The organism is Microbacterium sp. (genome assembly GCF_047606685.1).
Lineage (GTDB): Bacteria > Actinomycetota > Actinomycetes > Actinomycetales > Microbacteriaceae > Microbacterium.
In genome coordinates, this window is sequence record NZ_JASGEC010000083.1 from 1 (window position 1) to 17,414 (window position 17,414).

18 protein-coding genes are annotated in these 17,414 nt (G+C 70.2%); 4 read left to right on the forward strand and 14 right to left on the reverse strand.

Going from position 1 to position 17,414, the window contains the following annotated elements:
• On the reverse strand, nucleotides 1-324 hold a 324-nt coding region (locus tag QM611_RS09885), incomplete at its 3' end, for a Sec-independent protein translocase TatB (RefSeq protein ID WP_415079747.1).
• 71 nt (nucleotides 325-395) lie between these two features.
• Between QM611_RS09885 and QM611_RS09890 the strand changes: the two genes are divergently transcribed.
• Nucleotides 396-1,034, forward strand: a complete 639-nt coding sequence (locus QM611_RS09890) for an O-methyltransferase (protein ID WP_415079748.1) — start codon at nucleotides 396-398, stop codon at nucleotides 1,032-1,034.
• A gap of 65 nt (nucleotides 1,035-1,099) precedes the next feature.
• Here the strand turns inward: QM611_RS09890 and QM611_RS09895 are convergent, their stop codons facing one another.
• The 3 genes from QM611_RS09895 to dapE all read right to left on the reverse strand — a co-directional run bounded on the left by QM611_RS09895 (nucleotide 1,100) and on the right by dapE (nucleotide 3,642).
• On the reverse strand, nucleotides 1,100-1,273 hold the full coding sequence (locus QM611_RS09895) for a DUF3117 domain-containing protein (protein ID WP_415079749.1): 174 nt from the start codon (nucleotides 1,271-1,273) through the stop codon (nucleotides 1,100-1,102).
• Nucleotides 1,274-1,345: 72 nt separating this feature from the next.
• Nucleotides 1,346-2,584, reverse strand: a complete 1,239-nt coding sequence (locus QM611_RS09900; RefSeq protein WP_415079750.1) for a hypothetical protein — start codon at nucleotides 2,582-2,584, stop codon at nucleotides 1,346-1,348.
• On the reverse strand, nucleotides 2,566-3,642 hold the full coding sequence (dapE, locus tag QM611_RS09905; RefSeq protein WP_415079751.1) for a succinyl-diaminopimelate desuccinylase: 1,077 nt from the start codon (nucleotides 3,640-3,642) through the stop codon (nucleotides 2,566-2,568). The genes QM611_RS09900 and dapE overlap by 19 nt, the downstream gene beginning before the upstream one ends.
• A gap of 95 nt (nucleotides 3,643-3,737) precedes the next feature.
• On the opposite strand from dapE, the gene dapD reads away from it, so the two are divergent.
• Nucleotides 3,738-4,694 carry a 2,3,4,5-tetrahydropyridine-2,6-dicarboxylate N-succinyltransferase gene (dapD, locus tag QM611_RS09910; protein ID WP_415079752.1) on the forward strand — a complete coding sequence of 319 codons (957 nt, stop codon included), beginning with the start codon at nucleotides 3,738-3,740 and terminating at the stop codon, nucleotides 4,692-4,694.
• Nucleotides 4,695-4,755: 61 nt separating this feature from the next.
• The gene (gene ppk2 / locus QM611_RS09915; RefSeq protein WP_415079849.1) at nucleotides 4,756-5,610 is read left to right on the forward strand and encodes a polyphosphate kinase 2; all 855 of its coding nucleotides are present in this window, start codon (nucleotides 4,756-4,758) and stop codon (nucleotides 5,608-5,610) included.
• 33 nt (nucleotides 5,611-5,643) lie between these two features.
• On the opposite strand, the gene QM611_RS09920 is transcribed toward ppk2, so the two are convergent.
• From QM611_RS09920 to QM611_RS09955, 8 genes are all read right to left on the reverse strand, one after another.
• Nucleotides 5,644-6,939 (reverse strand): citrate synthase, encoded by a 1,296-nt coding sequence (locus QM611_RS09920; protein WP_415079753.1) that lies wholly within the window; start codon nucleotides 6,937-6,939, stop codon nucleotides 5,644-5,646.
• Between the two features lie 99 nt (nucleotides 6,940-7,038).
• The gene (gene dapC, locus QM611_RS09925; RefSeq protein ID WP_415079754.1) at nucleotides 7,039-8,190 is read right to left on the reverse strand and encodes a succinyldiaminopimelate transaminase; all 1,152 of its coding nucleotides are present in this window, start codon (nucleotides 8,188-8,190) and stop codon (nucleotides 7,039-7,041) included.
• A 1-nt stretch (nucleotide 8,191) separates the two neighbouring features.
• The gene (gene fdxA, locus QM611_RS09930; RefSeq protein ID WP_415079755.1) at nucleotides 8,192-8,512 is read right to left on the reverse strand and encodes a ferredoxin; all 321 of its coding nucleotides are present in this window, start codon (nucleotides 8,510-8,512) and stop codon (nucleotides 8,192-8,194) included.
• A gap of 18 nt (nucleotides 8,513-8,530) precedes the next feature.
• A complete protein-coding gene (locus QM611_RS09935; protein WP_415079756.1) occupies nucleotides 8,531-8,929 on the reverse strand; it encodes a histidinol dehydrogenase in 399 nt (132 codons plus the stop codon).
• A 187-nt stretch (nucleotides 8,930-9,116) separates the two neighbouring features.
• Nucleotides 9,117-9,431, reverse strand: a complete 315-nt coding sequence (locus QM611_RS09940; protein WP_415079757.1) for an AzlD domain-containing protein — start codon at nucleotides 9,429-9,431, stop codon at nucleotides 9,117-9,119.
• Entirely contained in the window at nucleotides 9,428-10,150 is a 723-nt protein-coding gene (locus tag QM611_RS09945; protein ID WP_415079758.1) for an AzlC family ABC transporter permease, read from the reverse strand. The genes QM611_RS09940 and QM611_RS09945 overlap by 4 nt, the downstream gene beginning before the upstream one ends.
• A 111-nt stretch (nucleotides 10,151-10,261) precedes the next feature.
• Nucleotides 10,262-12,175, reverse strand: coding sequence for a translational GTPase TypA (typA, locus tag QM611_RS09950; RefSeq protein WP_415079759.1), 1,914 nt, complete (start codon nucleotides 12,173-12,175; stop codon nucleotides 10,262-10,264).
• A gap of 109 nt (nucleotides 12,176-12,284) precedes the next feature.
• Nucleotides 12,285-14,027 carry a dipeptide ABC transporter ATP-binding protein gene (locus QM611_RS09955; RefSeq protein ID WP_415079760.1) on the reverse strand — a complete coding sequence of 581 codons (1,743 nt, stop codon included), beginning with the start codon at nucleotides 14,025-14,027 and terminating at the stop codon, nucleotides 12,285-12,287.
• 61 nt (nucleotides 14,028-14,088) lie between these two features.
• On the opposite strand from QM611_RS09955, the gene QM611_RS09960 reads away from it, so the two are divergent.
• Nucleotides 14,089-14,694: a PH domain-containing protein gene (locus QM611_RS09960; RefSeq protein ID WP_415079761.1), complete on the forward strand. Its 606-nt coding sequence runs from the start codon at nucleotides 14,089-14,091 to the stop codon at nucleotides 14,692-14,694.
• A gap of 17 nt (nucleotides 14,695-14,711) precedes the next feature.
• On the opposite strand, the gene QM611_RS09965 is transcribed toward QM611_RS09960, so the two are convergent.
• Together QM611_RS09965 and QM611_RS09970 are read right to left on the reverse strand one after the other, a co-directional pair.
• Complete coding sequence (locus QM611_RS09965) at nucleotides 14,712-15,710, reverse strand: ABC transporter permease (RefSeq protein WP_415079850.1); 999 nt, start codon at nucleotides 15,708-15,710, stop codon at nucleotides 14,712-14,714.
• Nucleotides 15,711-15,760: 50 nt separating this feature from the next.
• Nucleotides 15,761-17,305, reverse strand: coding sequence for an ABC transporter permease (locus QM611_RS09970; protein WP_415079762.1), 1,545 nt, complete (start codon nucleotides 17,303-17,305; stop codon nucleotides 15,761-15,763).
• Nucleotides 17,306-17,414 lie beyond the last annotated feature (109 nt).

Consider the following 17,414-nt stretch of genomic DNA (forward strand, 5'->3'; position numbering starts at 1 on the left):
CGCGCCCGCGCCGCCCGGCGCGACGGTGGCCGCCGCGATCGACGCGGATGACGCCGAGGCCACCGGCGCGTCGTCGAGCAGCGCCTCGCGGATGATGCGGCGCGGGTCGTACTGGCGCGGATCGAGCTTGCGCCAATCGACGTCGTCGAACTCCGGCCCCATCTCCTCGCGCATGCGGCCTTGGGCTCCACGCAAGAACTCCTGGCCGCGCTTCACGAGGCGGGCGAGGGCCTCGGCGTAGCGAGGGAGGCGCTCTGGTCCGATGAGGAAGGCGGCGAGCACGCCGATCAGCAGCAGCTTCTCGGGAGTGAGGCCGAAGAACATGCCTTCAGATTACCGTCGCGCCTCCGTCTCGACGTCGTCGCGTGACCGTAGCCTGAGTGCCGGAGGCGCACATGAGCGATCAACTGGCGAACGCGCGATTCGCGCAAGAGGCCGTCGTCGAGCCCGACCACATCGCGCGGGCTCGCGCGCACGCGCTCGAACTCGGCGCGGAGCCGGTCAGCCCCGCGGTCGGCGCGCAGTGCGCCGTCATCGCCGCCGCCACCGCCGCCGCGAACATCGTGGAGATCGGCTCCGGCGCGGGCGTGTCCGGGCTGTGGCTGCTGCACGGCGCGCCGCGCGCCGTGCTCACCACGATCGACACCGAGCCGGAGCACCTCGCCGCCGCCCGTCAGGCCTTCCACGACGCCAAAGTGCCGCCCGCTCGCGCGCGTTTCATCAGGGGGCGCGCCGCTGACGTCCTCCCCCGCATGAACGAGGCGTCCTACGACATCGTGCTGGTCGACGCCGACCCCGAGAGCGTCATCGAGTACGTCGAGCACGGCCTGCGCCTGGTGCGTCCCGGAGGAACAGTGCTCGTTCCGCGCGTGCTGCACGGCGGCAGAGTCGCCGACCCCGTGCAACGCGACGCCGTGACCACCGCGTACCGCTCGCTCATCCAGGAGACCCAGAACTCGCCGGCCGTCGTCGGCGCGCTCTCGACCGTCGACGACGGCCTCCTGCAGTTGACGACCGTCGTCGACCCGCGCTGACCACACGCGCGAACGCGGTTCGGCCGGGCTCGAGGCCCGGCCGAACCGCGTTCGAGAAATCGTCGCTAAGCGGCGCTCACCACCGCGCCGAGAGCGTCGTGGAGTTCTTTGGCCTCGGCGTCGTTGACCGAGACGACCAGTCGCCCGCCGCCTTCCAGCGGCACGCGCACGATGATCAGTCGCCCCTCCTTCACGGCCTCCATCGGCCCGTCTCCGGTTCTCGGCTTCATGGCTGCCATCGCGGCTTCCTTTCGTCGGGGTCTGCCGCCCCAGTCTACCGTCCCGGCGGCAACGCGATGAAAACGGGCGGGTCAGGGAATCTGCCAGTACGTGTTCCCGAGGGCGTACATGTTGTAGATCCACCACCACTGTCCGAGCAGGCACGCGCCCAGCACACTCAGCCGCCATGAAAGCGATCGCGGGACGGCAGCGGCCCCCCACAGCGGCGACAGCGGCACCAGCAATCGGAACACGCTCGACTGCGGGAAGAACACCAGCAGCAGGTACACGAGATAGCTGGCCGACCAGAGCCGGATCTCCGGTCCGAGCGCGCGCACCCGCCGGTCGAACACCAACAGCGCAGCGACCGCTGCGACGGCCAGCGCGAGGGCGATCTTGCCGGTCACCGCCCCCAGCCCCCACGACTGGAACCAGAACGCGGCCGCTTCGATGAAGCCCTCCAGCGGCACGAAGTGCGCCACCGGCTGCGGCAGCCAGTTCCGCCGCCACGCCAGCTCGGTCTCGAGGTAGGCCGACGGGTCGCCGGTGGCCACCGCCGCCACCGCCTGCCACGAGAACCCGACCGCGACCGCCAGCGCGCCGAGCGCGACGATGTGCGCGACGTGCCGCCGCGGCAGCGGGTCGCGCGCGCGGGCGAGCCAGCGCTGGATGCCGTGCAGCCCGAGCAAGAGCGCGAAGGCGAGCACGCCGGGCCGCGTGTACCCCATGAGCGGCAGCAGGAGGTAAAGCCACCCGTACTTCCGGCGCATCACCGCGTTCAGCGACAGGAACAGCAGCAGCAGGAAGAGCGACTCCGCGTAGCCGATCTGGAACAGCGCGGCCAGCGGCGCGGAGGCGAAGAACAGCACCGCCCACGTCGCCGCCACCTCGTCGAGGCGAAGCCGCAGCAGGCGGTACAGCACGAGGCAGGCGAAATAGCCCGCGATCAGCGAGATGAGCACCGCGGCGGCGCCCCACGAGTGGAACGGCAGGCCGAGCACCTGCGCCAGGTAGGCGTACACGGGCATGAACGCCCACTGATTCTCGGCGACCTGCCCGGCCTCGGTGAGCGGCAGCTCGCTCGGGTATCCGTTGACCGCGACATACCAGTACCACTGCGCGTCCCAGCCGATGGCGAAGTCGCCGATGCTGGGCTTCGCGCCGAAGCGCGACGTGGGGCCGGACAACTCCGCGGCCACGAGGAAGAACACCGACGTGACGACCCGGCACAGCAGGTAAAGGATGCCGATCCGCAGCGAGATCGGCAGCCCCCGCCACGACTCCCGCGCGCCGGACGGCGGATCCGCTCGCGTCAGGACGCCGTCAGCCACGCGCGCAGGCCCCGCTCGACATCCTCGATCTGCGCGAGTGCGACCCGTTCCTCGTCGTGGTGGGCCAGCGACGGGTCGCCGGGGCCGTAGTTCACGGCGGGCACGCCCATCGCACTGAAGCGCGCGACATCCGTCCACCCGTACTTCGGGCGCGGCACCGCCCCCACGGCGGCGAGGAACTCCTGCGCCAACGGCGCGTCGAGCCCCGGCCGAGCGCCGGCGGCGACGTCGACGACCTCGATCTCGAACCCGTCGAACACCGAGCGCACGTGCGCGCGCGCCTCGTCGACCGACCGGCTGGGCGCGAAGCGGTAGTTGACCTCGACCTCGCACAGATCGGGGATGACGTTTCCCGCGACGCCCGCGTTGACGCGCACGGCGTTGAGCCCCTCCCGGTAGACAAGCCCGTCGACGGCGATCTCGCGCGGGCGGTGCTCGGCCAGGCGCGTCAGGATCGGCGCCGCCGCGTGGATCGCGTTCTCGCCCATCCACGCGCGCGCCGAGTGCGCCCGCACGCCGCGGGTGCGCACCACCACGCGCAGGTTGCCGTTGCACCCGCCCTCCACCGCGCCGCCCGTCGGCTCGCCCAGGATCGCGAAGTCTGCCGCGAACAGGTCGGGGCGGTGCGCCGCGAGCCGCGCGAGGCCGTTGAGCTCCGCGTCCACCTCCTCGTGGTCGTACCACATCCACGTGAGGTCGACGCGAGGGTCGACGAGCTCGGCCGCGAGCTTCAGCTGCACCGCGACACCCGCTTTCATGTCGACGGTTCCGCGCCCCCACAGGAACGGCTCCCCGTCGACGTCGACATCGCGCGTGGGCACGTTGCCGTTGATCGGCACGGTGTCGATGTGGCCGGCAATGGCGACACGCTGCGCGCGGCCGCCGTGCGTGCGCGCCACGATCGTGTCGCCGTCGCGGAAGACGTCCAGGTGCGGGAGCTCTGCCACCGCGTCGTGGATGAGGTCGGCGAGCACGGACTCGTCGCCGGACTCGCTCGGGATGTCGCAGATGGCCCGGGTGATGTCTATCGAGGAGGCAGACAGGTCGAGCGCCGGCATCCCTCGATTCTACGGCCTGAGCCGCCGCGCACCGCGCGCGCTGCGGCTCTCGCGGTGGCCGAGGAGGAGCCGTGTCGGCGGATAGCCTGGATGCCATGGCTGACGAGAGATGGGTGCGCGGCGTCGGGCTGGCGACCTCCGCGCACGACGGCACGATCCTGGACGCGTGGTTCCCCGAGCCCGAGCTCGGCCGACTGCCGCTGGGGATGGGCCCCGACACGGCGCCCCAGCGCGTGGAGCGCTTCGCGGCGCCCGACCCGCGCCGCGCCGTCGATGTCGACGTCGTGACGATCGAGGCGGACCTGGATGCCGCCCCGGCGTCGACCCCCGACGCGTATTTGCGCCTGCACGCCCTCTCGCACCGCCTGGCCCGCCCGGGCGAGGTGAACCTCGACGGCGTCTTCGCCCACCTGCCCGCCGTGGTGTGGACCAACGCCGGGCCGATGCATCCCGACGATTTCACCCGCCTGCGGCCCGAACTGCTGCGCGACGGCATCCAGGCCCAGAGCCTGGACAAGTTCCCGCGGCTGCTCGACTACGTCACACCGCCCGGCGTGCGCATCGCCGACGCGAGCCGCGTGCGGCTGGGCGCCTACCTCTCCCCCGGCACGACCGTCATGCACGAGGGGTTCGTCAACTTCAACGCGGGCACCCTGGGCGCCTCGATGGTGGAGGGGCGCATCTCGCAGGGCGTGGTGGTCGGCGACGGCAGCGACATCGGCGGCGGCGCGTCGATCATGGGCACCCTCTCCGGCGGCGGCACGCACCGCGTGTCGATCGGAGCGCGCACACTGCTGGGCGCCAACGCCGGCATCGGGATCTCCCTCGGCGACGACTGCGTGGTCGAGGCGGGCCTGTACGTCACCGGCGGGACGAAAGTCGTGCTCGCCGACGAGCCGGCGCGCGCGGACGGATCGCGCCCCGCGGTCAAGGCGCTCGAGCTCTCCGGCGCCGACGGCATCCTGTTCCGCCGCCATTCGCTCACCGGCGCGGTGGAGGCAATCCGCCGATCAGGCGCCGGCATCCAGCTCAACCAGACCCTGCACACGTAGCGCGAGACCCGCTAGAGTCGGCGGAAAACGCCTACACCAGGAGGACAATGTGGTCGACCGGATGCCGAAGAAGCTGTACGAGAGCGAACTGAAGAAGCTGCAGGCGCAGCTGGTCGACCTGCAGGCCTGGGTGCACGAGACCGGAGCGCGCATCGTCGTCCTGTTCGAGGGGCGGGACGCCGCGGGCAAGGGCTCGACGATCAAGCGCATCCAGGAGTACCTCAACCCCCGCATCACCCGCGTCGTGGCCCTTCCCACGCCGAGCCAGCGCGACCAGACCCGGTGGTACTTCCAGCGCTACGTGTCACAGTTGCCCTCGGCCGGCGAGATCGTGCTCTTCGACCGGTCGTGGTACAACCGCGCGGGCGTCGAGCACGTGATGGGCTACTGCACGAACGAGCAATACCACCGCTTCCTCCACCAGGCCCCGATCTTCGAGCGGATGCTGGTGGAAGACGGCATCATCCTCCTCAAGTACTGGTTCAGCGTGTCGGACATCGAGCAGGAGAACCGCTTCAACTCGCGCAACCAAGACCCGATGCGCCGGTGGAAGCTGAGCCCGAACGACGTGCTGTCGATCACGAAGTGGGAGGACTACTCGCGGGCCAAGGACACGATGCTCGTGCACACCGACATCCCCGAGGCCCGCTGGTTCGAGATCGACAACGAGGACAAGCGCCGCGGCCGGATCAACATGATCTCGCACTTGCTGTCGCGCGTGCCGTACCAGCCGGTCGAGCGCGAGCCGGTGGTGATCCCGACGCGCCCGGCCTCGAAGGGCTACGAACGGCCGCCGCGGGACGAGAGCGGCCAGGTGCCCGACGTCGCGCGCCAGCTGGAGGCCGAGTACGCCGCGCGCAAGGCGGCCAAGGCGCAGCGCAAGCAGGAGGAGGCGGCTGCAGAAGCCGCCGAGTGAGCTGGCGCCGCGGCGCTGCGCCGGCGCCTCCGATCAGGCGGTGCCGGGGTAGGGGCGCTCGGGCGAGCCGATGTAGAGCTGCTGCGGACGGCCGATCTTGGTCTGCGGGTCGTTTTGCATCTCGTGCCAGTGCGCGAGCCAGCCCGGCAGCCGCCCGATCGCGAACAGCACCGTGAACATGCGCGTCGGGAAGCCCATCGCCTTGTAGATGACGCCGGTGTAGAAGTCGACGTTCGGGTAGAGCCGGCGCTCTTTGAAGTAGTCGTCCTCCAGCGCGGTGTGCTCGAGCTCCTGCGCGAGGTCCAGGAGCGGGTCGTGCACGCCGAGCTCGCGCAGCACCTCGTCGGCGGACTCCTTGACCAGGCGCGCGCGTGGATCGTAGTTCTTGTACACGCGGTGCCCGAAGCCCATGAGCTTCACACCGTCTTCCTTGTTCTTCACGCGCTCGACGAAGCGCTGCACGCTCTCGCCCGAGTCGCGGATACGCGAGAGCATCTCGAGCACCGCCTCGTTGGCGCCGCCGTGCAGCGGGCCGTACAGCGCGTTGATGCCCGCCGAGATCGACGAGAACTGGTTGGCCCCGGTGGAGCCGACCAGCCGCACCGTCGAGGTCGACGCGTTCTGCTCGTGGTCCTCGTGCAGGATCAGCAGCCGCTCGAGCGCGCGCGACATCACCGGGTTGATCTCGTACAGCTCGCTGAGCACCCCGAAGTTGAGCTTGAGGAAGTTGTCGACGAAGCCGAGCGAGTTGTCGGGGTAGAGCATCGCCTGGCCGATGGTCTTCTTGTGCGCGTACGCGGCGATCACCGGCAGCTTCGCGAGCATGCGGATGGTGTTCAGCCGCACGTGTTCGGGGTTGTGCGGGTCGGACTGGTGCTCGTAGTAGGTCGACAGCGCCGCGGTGGCAGACGACAGCACCGACATTGGGTGCGCCGTGTGCGGAAGCCCCTGGAAGAACCGCTTGAGGTCTTCGTGCAGCAGGGTGTGGTGCCGGATGCTGAGGTCGAACTCCGCTAGCTCGTCAGGGGTGGGCAGCTCGCCGTAGATCAGCAGCCACGCGGTCTCCAGGTACGTCGAGTTCTTCGCGAGCTGCTCGATCGGGTAGCCGCGGTAGCGCAGGATGCCCTGGTCGCCGTCGATGTAGGTGATTGCCGAGCGCACGGCCGCCGTGTTGACGAAGCCGTAGTCGAGCGCGTGATGGCCGGTCTGGCGCGTCAGCGTCGAGATGTCGATCGCCGGCGTGCCCTCGGCGCCCTGGTGGATCGGCAGCTCCGCGACCCGGTCGCCGATGTGAAGCGTGGCCTTGCGCTGCGTTCCCGCGTCGCTCACGGCGCCTCCTCGCGAAGTTCGGGGGTGTCGCGCGGCGCGCGCGTGCGCCCGTGCCGCAGCGGTCGCGGGCGGGATGCCGGGTGCAACCGCTTCTACAGCCTAGCTGCCGCGCGACGGGGTCGCGGACACGACCTCCGCCGGCGCCGGTTCGCCGCGCAGGCGACGCGCCGCGGCCGCGACGCGCTCGTCGCTGGCGGTGAGCGAGAGCCGCACGTGCCGCGGGAAGTGCGGGCCGTAGAAGACCCCCGGGCCGGCGAGGATGCCGAGATCGGCGAGCCGGCCGATGCTCTCCCACGCGTCGCGGCCCTCCGTCGCCCACAGGTACAGGCCCGCCTCGCTGTGCTCGATGCGGAACCCCGCCGCCTCGAGCGCGGGCTTGAGCACCGCCCGGCGCGAGCGGTACCGCTCGCGCTGGGCTTCCACGTGCGCGTCGTCGCCGAGGGCGGCGGCCATCGCGGCCTGCACGGGGCCGGGCGGCATGAGCCCGAGGTGCTTGCGGGCGGTGAGCAGGCGCGCGATGAGCGCGGGATCGCCGGCGACGAACGCGGCGCGGTAGCCGGCGAGGTTCGACTGCTTGCTGAGCGAGTAGACCGACAGGATGCCGGAGAGCTCGCCGCCGGTCACGCGCGGGTCGAGCACCGACGGGATCGGCTGGGCGTCCCATGGCGCCTCCCAGCCGAGCTCGGCGTAGCACTCGTCTCCGGCCAGGACCGCGCCGAGCTGCCGGGCGCGCTCGCGCGCCGCGCGCAGGGCTGCGGCATCCCACACCCGCCCGTCGGGGTTGCCCGGCGAGTTCAGCCACACCAGCCGCGTGGCATCCGGCCATTCGCCCGGGTCGTCGCAGGCCACCGGAACGGCTCCGGCCACGCGCGCGCCCACCTCGTACGTCGGATACGCGGCGCGCGGGTGCACGACGACGTCGCCGGGGCCGAGGCCGAGCAGCGTGGGCAGCAGCGCCACGAGCTCTTTCGAGCCGATCGTCGGCAGCACGTGGTCGCGCCCGAGCCCCGGCACGCCCCGGCGCCGGTCGAACCACGCGGCGATCGCGTCGCGCAGCGCCGGCGTGCCGACCGTCTGCGGGTACGCGTGCGCGTCGGTCGCCGCGGCGAGCGCGTCGCGCACGACGGCCGGCGTCGGGTCGACCGGCGAGCCGATCGACAGGTCCACGATGCCGTCGGGATGCCGGCGCGCGCGCTGCGCGAACGGAGCCATCGAGTCCCACGGATAGTCGTCGAGGTCGGCGACTCCCATGTCAGTGCTCCTGCGGCGGGAGCCCGGCGATGACCGGGTGGTCTTTGTGGATGACGCCGACCTTGGCCGCGCCGCCGGGCGAGCCGACATCCTCGAAGAACTCGACGTTCGCGCGGTAGTAATCCTGCCACTGGTCAGGCAGGTCGTCCTCGTAGAAGATCGCCTCGACGGGGCACACCGGCTCGCACGCGCCGCAGTCGACGCACTCGTCCGGGTGGATGTAGAGAGACCGCTCGCCCTCGTAGATGCAGTCGACCGGGCACTCGTCTATGCACGCGCGATCCTTCACATCCACGCAGGGCAGGGCGATCACATACGTCACCCGTCAAGTCTACGGCGGTCAGTCAGCGGCCGAGGCGAGCGCGCGCCGCCGCGCGGGCCACACGATCACGGCTGCCACCAGCAGCGGAGCGGCAATCGTCCACACGATGCCGAGGTTGACCGGTCCGAGCATGTCCAGCTCGCCGTCCGGCACGATGACCGAGCCGCCCGGCCCTCGTCCGCTGAAGACGAGGACCGCCGCAACCAGGCCCGCCCCGGCGGCGAGAGTCGCCCAGCGGTCGGCGGTGAGGGAGCGGATCGCCACCAGCAGCGCTCCCGCGCCGACGAAGGCCAACAGCAGGCCCACCGGCAGCACGCCGAGCCGGTACGCGTGCGCGATCGTGCCCGCGACGCCGTACACGGCGCCGACGAACACCGCGATCGCCCATGTCGCCACCCGTGCTGCGCTCAAGCCCACGAGGCCAGTCTATTTCGGGGAGTCGCAGCCCGAGCCCGGCTGTGCCGAGCGGAGGGGATGTGCCCGGCGCAGGATCCACCAGCGTGCTCCGCTCCTGCGCTCGGCACGCTTGCTGCGGCCGGCACGCTTGCTGCGGCCGGCACGCTTCCTGCGCTCGGCACGCTTGCTGCGGCCGGTGCGCCGCGCGTCAGGCCGCCCAGCCCCACAGGCGCAGCACGGCGGCGACCGCGGCCGCTGCCGCCACGACGACCAGGAACGGGGCGCGCGCCACCAGCAGCCCCGCGGCGACGAGCAGCGCGGGCACGCGGGCGTCGACCACGACCGCCTGGCCGACGCCGAGGGTCTGCACCGCGACCAGTGCGGCAAGCAGCGCGACCGTGAGCAGGTCGGCGATGCGCGCCGGGCGCGGCGCCTCGAGGGCGGCCGGCGGCACGAGGTACCCGAGGGTCTTGAGGGCGACGCAGATGATGGATGCCACGAGCACCGCGTTCCACAGAGTCACGACGCCGGCCCCTCAGCCTGTCGAAGGGCGGTGCCGAACCCGTCGAACCAGCCGACGACGATGGCCACGAGCGCGGCGATCAGCACGGGCAGTCCCGGCATGAGCACGGGTGTGAGCATCGTCGCGACGACCGCGGCGGCCACGCCGACCGCGATGGGCTGCCGGCGCCGCAGGCGCGGCCACAGCAGAGCGAGGAACGCCGCCGCCGCGGCGGCATCCAATCCGTACGCCTTCGGCTCGCCCAGCACGTCCCCGAGCAGGGCGCCCGCCAGGGTGGTGAGGTTCCAGCCGAGGTAGATGGCGATGCCGGTCACCCAGAAGCCGAGCGTGCGCCCGCGCGGCGTTGTCTGGGCGAGCGAGACCGCGGTGGACTCGTCGATCGTGAAGTGGGATGCCGCGGCCCGCCGCCACAGCCCCGCGCCGACCACCTGCGACATCCGCATGCCGTACGCGATGTTGCGCACGCCCAGCAGCGCCGCCGAGGCGATGGCGGCCGGCGCGGCGGCGAGGCCCCCTGCGCCGACGACGCCGACGAATGCGAACTGCGAGCCGCCGGTGAACATCACGAGGCTCAGCACGCACGTCTGCCACACGTCCAGGCCCGCGGCCACCGACAGTGCGCCGAACGAGACGCCGTACGCGCTCGTGGCGACCGCGACCCCGATGCCCGAGCGGGCGGCGCGGCGCCCATCGGCAACGGGGTCGATCGCGCTGCTCACCGGCTAGAGCCTACCCACCCCCGATCCCGCGAGAGAACACCTGGTCGCCGAAAGGCAGGGAGGTTCCCTACCCCTCGGCGACCAGGTGTTCTCTCGGCGTCAGGGGGGCGGTCAGGCGTTCGCGTCCTGGCGCTTGAGGCGCGCCGTCGCGCGGGCGCGCTCGGTCTGGTCCAGCACCACCTTGCGGATGCGCACCTTCTCGGGCGTCACCTCGACGCACTCGTCGTCGCGCGCGAACTCCAGGCTCTCCTCCAGCGACAGCTGCCGCGGCGGCGTCAGCCGCTCGAGCTCGTCGGCCGTCGACGAGCGCATGTTGGTGAGCTTCTTCTCCTTCGTGATGTTCACGTCCATGTCGTCGGCGCGCGTGTTCTCGCCGACGACCATGCCCTCGTACACCTCTTCCGTGGGCTGCACGAAAAAGCTCATGCGCTCTTGCAGCGCCATCATCGCGAATGGCGTGGCCACTCCCGCGCGGTCGGCGACGATCGAGCCGGACGAGCGCGCGACGATGTGCCCCGCCCAGTCGCCGTAGCCGTGCGAGATCGCGTTCGCGATGCCCGTGCCGCGCGTCACCGACAAGAACTCGGTGCGGAACCCGATGAGCCCGCGCGAGGGCACGACGAACTCCATCCGCACCCAGCCGGTGCCGTGGTTGGTCATCGTCTCCATGCGGCCCTTGCGCGCCGCCATGAGCTGCGTGATGGCGCCGAGGTGCTCTTCGGGCGCGTCGATCGTGAGGTGCTCGAACGGCTCCTGCACCTGTCCGTGATCGCCGCGCCGGGTCACGACCTGCGGCTTTCCGACGGTGAGCTCGAACCCCTCGCGGCGCATGTTCTCGACGAGCACCGCGAGCGCGAGCTCGCCGCGGCCCTGCACCTCCCACGCGTCGGGCCGGCCGATGTCGACGACGCGCAGCGACACGTTGCCGACGAGCTCGCGGTCGAGCCGGTCCTTCACCATGCGGGCGGTGAGCTTGTGGCCCTTCACCTTGCCGACCAAGGGCGAGGTGTTCGTGCCGATCGTCATCGAGATGGCGGGGTCGTCGACGTGGATGGCCGGCAGCGGGCGCACGTCCTCGGGGTCGGCGATCGTCTCGCCGATCGTGATCTCGCCGATGCCGGCGATCGCGACGATGTCGCCGGCGGCGGCGCTGTCGGCCGGGTACCGCTCCAGCGCGCGGGTCTTCAGCAGCTCGGTCACCCGCGCGCTCGTCACCGACCCGTCGTGGCGCACCCACGCGACGGTCTGGCCCTTCTTGAGCGTGCCGTTGAAGACGCGCAACAGCGCGAGCCGGCCGAGGAACGGCGACGAGTCGAGGTTCGTCACCCAGGCCTGCAGGGGCGCCTCGTCGTCATATGCCGGAGCGGGAACATGCTCGAGGATCGCCTGGAACAGCGGCTCGAGATCGGCGTTGTCGGGGAGCGTCCCGCCGGCGGGACGGTTTCGGGATGCCGCGCCCGCGCGCCCCGACGCGTACACCACCGGCACGTCCAGCAGCGCGTCGACGTCGAGGTCGGGCACGTCGTCGTGCAGGTCGGACGCGAGCCCCAGCAGCAGGTCGTGGCTCTCCTCCTCGACCTCCGCGATGCGGGCGTCGGGCCGGTCGGTCTTGTTCACGAGCAGGATGACGGGCAGCTTCGCCTCCAGCGCCTTGCGCAGCACGAAGCGCGTCTGCGGCAACGGGCCCTCCGAGGCATCCACCAACAGCACCACGCCGTCGACCATCGACAGGCCGCGCTCCACTTCGCCGCCGAAGTCGGCGTGGCCGGGCGTGTCGATCACGTTGATCGTCACGGGCTCGTCGGTGTGCGCGCCGTCGTAGATGATCGCCGTGTTCTTGGCGAGGATCGTGATGCCCTTCTCGCGCTCGAGGTCGTTCGAGTCCATCGCGCGGTCTTCCACGTGCGCGTGCTCGCCGAACGAGCCGGTCTGGCGCAGCATGGCGTCGACCAGCGTCGTCTTTCCGTGGTCGACATGGGCCACGATCGCGACATTGCGCAGGTCGGAGCGGAGGGCGCGCGCCATGAGGGTTCCTTGCCAGAGAGGGGATGCGCCCCGGAGCCGGGGCCAGCCCATTCTACCGGGCGGGCACGGGCGTCTCCTCCTGCGCAGCGAGGAGGCGGCCCGGAACGGTTCAGGACGCGTCGGTCATCTGCTGGCGCAGCGAACGGCGCAGCGCCTGCTCGGCGGGATCCGGCACGGGGATGGCGGCGATGAGCCTCTGCGTGTACGCCTCGCGCGGCGTGCGGAGAATTTCATCTCGCGTGCCCTGTTCGGCGATGGCGCCACGGTGGAGCACGACGATCCGGTGAGCCATCGCGTCGACCACTGCGAGGTCGTGGCTGATGAAAAGGCACGCGAAGCGGTGCTCCCGCTGCAGTTCGCTCAGCAACTCCAGCACGCGAGCCTGCACAGACACGTCGAGCGCGCTCGTGGGCTCATCGGCGACAAGCAAGCGCGGCTGGAGCCCCAGCGCCCGCGCGATGCCGACGCGCTGCTTCTGGCCGCCAGAGAGCTCGTGCGGATACCGGTTGCGGTACGAACGCGGCAAGCGCACCTCATCGAGAAGGGCCTCGACACGCTTGTCAAGCGCTGCGCCTTTCGCCTCGCCTGCCAGCAGAATCGGCTCTCCGATGCTCTCGCCGATGGGAAGGCGGGGGTTCAGCGACGACGACGGGTCCTGGAAGACGATGCCCACCTTGCGCCGCAGCGACTTCACCACCCGGCGATCGCCGCGGCTGATGTCGATGCCGTCCACGATGAGTCGGCCCTCGGCGATGGGTTGCAGTCCGATAGCGGCACGGCCGATCGTCGATTTGCCCGAGCCCGACTCGCCGACCAGCCCAAGGATCTCACCCTCGGCGATCTGCAGGGACACGTCGTGCACGGCGCGGAACGCGGGAACGCGCCCGTGTTTGCCGTAGTCGATCGACACGTTGTCCAATGTCAACACGGGAGACTCGACCGGCGAGGCGGCTGCCGGCGGCTCGTCTCGGTCGACGACCGCCTCCTCGTCCACCACCTGGGCAAGCGCTTGCACGACATCCACGGTCTCATCGCTCTCGCTTCCCTCCCCCAGCCTCGGCACGGCCGCTAGCAGCTCGCGCGTGTACGCGGCGCGCGGGTCGCCGATCACTTGCGACACATCGCCCTGTTCGACGATCTCGCCGTCTTTCATCACGACGATCCAGTCGGCGAGGTCGGCCACCACCCCCATGTCGTGGGTGATGAGCAGCACCGCCGAGTCGAGGCGGTCTCGAAGGTCGCGCAGAAGATCGAGAATCTCGGCCTGCACCGTGACATCGAGCGCGGTGGTCGGCTCGTCGGCGATGAGCAGCGCCGGATCCAGGCTGATCGACTGGGCAATCATGGCGCGTTGACGTTGGCCGCCCGACAACTGATGCGGGTAAGACGCGAAGGCCTTTGCCGGGTCGGGAAGCTCGACCATCCCGAGCAGCTCCAGTGCGCGCGACTTCGCCTCACTCGGGCTCTTGCCCGTGTGAGCGCGAATCGCCTCCACAATCTGGAAGCCGACGGTCAAGACCGGGTTCAGCGCCGTCATCGGCTCTTGGAAGATGGCGGCGACCTGGGGCCCGCGAAGCTGGCGCAGCAGACGCGGACTCAAACCCACAACCTCTCGGCCGTTGACCTTGATGCTCCCTCGCACTCGACTGTTGCGCGGCAGCAGGTCGAGGATCGCCATCGAGCTCGCCGACTTGCCCGAGCCCGACTCGCCGACCACCGCGACGACCTGTCCTCGATCGATGCGGTAGCTCAAATGCTTGGCGGCGGGCACCCACACATCGTCGACAGCAAAATCCACACTGAGGTCGGTCAACTCCAACGCCGGTGCAGTCTGGTCAGCGCGAACGCTCATGGCGGGGTCCTTCCCGGCTTGATTCTGCGGCGAGCGGGCCCTCCGATGGAAGAATGGCGGCGTGGCCCCGACAACATTCCGCTCGAGGTTCAATCGCGTGCTCAGCATCGTGGCCTGGGCGGTTTTGGGTGCGGCCGCCGTCGGCGCGCTGCTCACCCCCGGTGTCACGCCCGTGCTGCTGAGCGTCCCCCTCGGCGCCTCGGGTGCTGCGGCCCTGGTGTGGGCACTGCTGTGGTCGCCTCATATCACGATCGACGACGAAGGCGTCGACGTTGCGAACGTCCTGCTCGTGCACCACGTGCCCTGGGCGGCGCTCATCCACGTCGACACCCGCTACGCGCTCACACTGCACGTTCCGGGGCGGCACATCCGCGCGACCGCCGCTCCGGCACCGGGCCAACTGGCCGCGCACCGAGCGGCGCGCGCCGAAAGGTGGCGCGTGCGCGACCTCGCCAGCGATGGATTGCATCCCGGCGAGCTGCCCTCGACGGATTCGGGAAGCGCCGCGCGGCTCGTGCGCGAGCGCTGGGAACACCTGCGCGACGCCGGCCGCATCGAGGCCGGGGTCGCGGACGTCACCCCGGTGGGCGTGCGCCCGCGAGTGGCCGAGATCGCCGCGATCACCCTCGGTGCGGCGGCGATCACGGTGGCCGTCCTGTCGGTGTGAGCGCGAGCGAACAGCCATCACGGCGCCTGTTCTTTCGTGCGGCGGCGCGAGAATCGCTTCTGCCGCGGATCGAACGCATCGCGCAACCCGTCGCCGACGAAGTTCACCAGCAGCGCCAGCAGCACGATGAAAGTGGCCGGCCACCAGAACAGCCACGGCCGAGTCTGGAACGCCGACTGGTTGTCGGAGATGATGAGGCCGAGCGACACGTCAGGCGCGTGGACACCCAGCCGCAGGTAGCTCAGAGCTGTCTCCAGCAGGATCGCCGCCGCGGCGAGGAGCGTCGCCGCAACGATCACCACGCCGATCGCGTTGGGCAGGATGTGCTTGAAGATGATCCGCGCGTCGCTGGCGCCTGCCACGCGCGCCGCTTCGACGAACTCCCGCTCACGCAACGAGAGGAACTCCGCTCGCACGAGCCGCGCGATCACCATCCACGACACCAGCGCGAGGAACAGGGCAAGCGGCAGCACGCCCATGCCGCCTGTCGTACGGCCGACGACAGCACCGATGACGATCGCCGGGATCACAATGAACACGTCGGTGATGCGCATCAGGATCGCGTCCACAACGCCGCGATAGTAGCCAGCAATCGCGCCGACCACGGTGCCGATGACCGTTCCCACCAAGCCGATCACCAGCATCACCAGCACGGAGTTCTGAATTCCGCGCATTGTCATCGCGAAATAGTCGATGCCGATGCGGTTCTGCCCGAACGGATGCTCTCCCATCGACATCCCCGTGCCGCCCAGCCACTCGGGAAGCACCGAGAGAGTCGGCGCTCCGCCGTTGAGCTGCCGGTTGAGCTCGGTGTAATCGTGCTTCCACCACCCGGGGATCGGCCCAAGGCCCACCGCGGACACGGAGAAGACGACGATCAGCACAAAGAGGATGCCGGAAACGACGGCGACCTTGTTCGCGAGGAAGCGCCGCAGGATGAGCCTGCCCTGGCTGACACCGACCGTCTGGTCCGGCACGGGGGCGGGTGCGCCGCCTGACGCCACGGCGTCAGGCATCAGCTGCGAGGTCGCCGGGAGTTCCTCGGGGCCACCTGGATTGACGCCAGTCATGCCACCACCCTCACTCTCGGGTCGAGGGCGGCGTAGGCAAGGTCCGCCAGGAAGTTGAACAGGATCGCGGTGATCGCGATCACGAGGAAGTACCCCATGATCGGATTGACATCCACCCGCATCAACGACGAGACGAAGAGCCGTCCCATACCGCTGATGGCGAACACGTTCTCGGTGATCACCGCGCCGCCGAGCAGCGCGCCCACGTCGGTGGCCACCAGCGTGGCGATGGGGATCAGCATGTTGCGCAGCGCGTGGCGCATGACCACGGTGCGCTCGGACAGCCCTTTCGCGCGCGCGGTGCGGATGTAGTCCTGCCCCATCACTTCGAGCAGGCCGGAGCGCGCGTAGCGCGTGTAGCCCGCGAACGAGATCAGCAACAACGCCACCGTGGGCAGCAGCAGGTGGGTGAACAAGTCGATCCCGGTCAGCCACACATCGCCCGTGAATCCGGGCGTGTTCGCGCCGACTGTCGCGATCGGGCGTCCGCGGATTCGCGACGAGTCGGTGTACCTCGGCCACGCCTGCATGAAGCGGTCAAGCACGACGTACGCACCCGAGAGCACGGCGACGATGGCCCCGATCTGCATAGCCTGGCCGCGGTCCGGCCCACCCAGCAGCGCGCCGATGACCAGGCCCACGGCGAGGGCGACCACTCCGAGGATCATCAACGTGCCCAGCGAGGAGATGTCGAACAGCCCCTGCAGCAGGAAGTAGCAGAGGTAGCCGAGGGCGCCGTTGATGCCGGCGACGATGAGCGCACGGCGGTTCTCCAGCCCCGCCACCAGCGCCGTGGTGATGATCACGGTGCCCACGATGAACAGGAACAGGCCCACCGGCCCGAGTCCGGGGTTTCGGAACCAGTCGGTGACGTTGAAGTAGAACAGCAGCGCGGCGGTGGCCACGCCCGACACGCCCGCCACGGCAAACCGGCGTTTGGCGGCGCCGCCGACCACCGCCTGCCATGTGATCGCGCTGAGCGCGGAGATCACAACGATCGCCAGGAGCGGGATGGATGTCTTCGACTGGAGGAAGTCGTTGAAGCCCAGCGCCATGAACTCCTTGAGGATGACCGCCACGAGGAAGGAGGGCAGTGAGTAGAGGAAGAAGCTGATGAACGTGACCGTGAAGTCGAATCCGCTGTATTGGCGCAGTGCGGTGACGATGCCGACTGCCACGCCCAGCACGATCGCGACGACGAGGGAGACCGTGACCAGTTGGAGCGTGGACATCATGGCCGTGGGCAGGATGTCGGTGACCAGCGCGTTCGAGATCGTCGACCCCAAGTCGCACTTGCCGACCACGGGCACGAGACACTGCGCGGCGCCGCCCAACCACAAGAAGTAGCGCAGGACGGGCGGCACGTCGAGATCGAGCGCCCGCACCCGCGCCGCAATGAGCTCGTCTCGGTTGGGCGCGTTGCTGCCGCGCAGATCCTGAAGCGGGTCGCCGGCGTTGGCGGCCAGCATGTACATGATGAAAGACGCGGCGAGGAGGACGAGTACCGAGACGACGATGCGCCTGAGGATGAATCCGACCATTCGGGAGCTCCCTTGTCCGTGCTGTCGCGCACGGCCTGCACTGAGGCCAGAGTAGCGTCAGCGTCCGCTTGCCGACGAGGCGTCGGAGCCGTCTCCGGCACCGACGCCT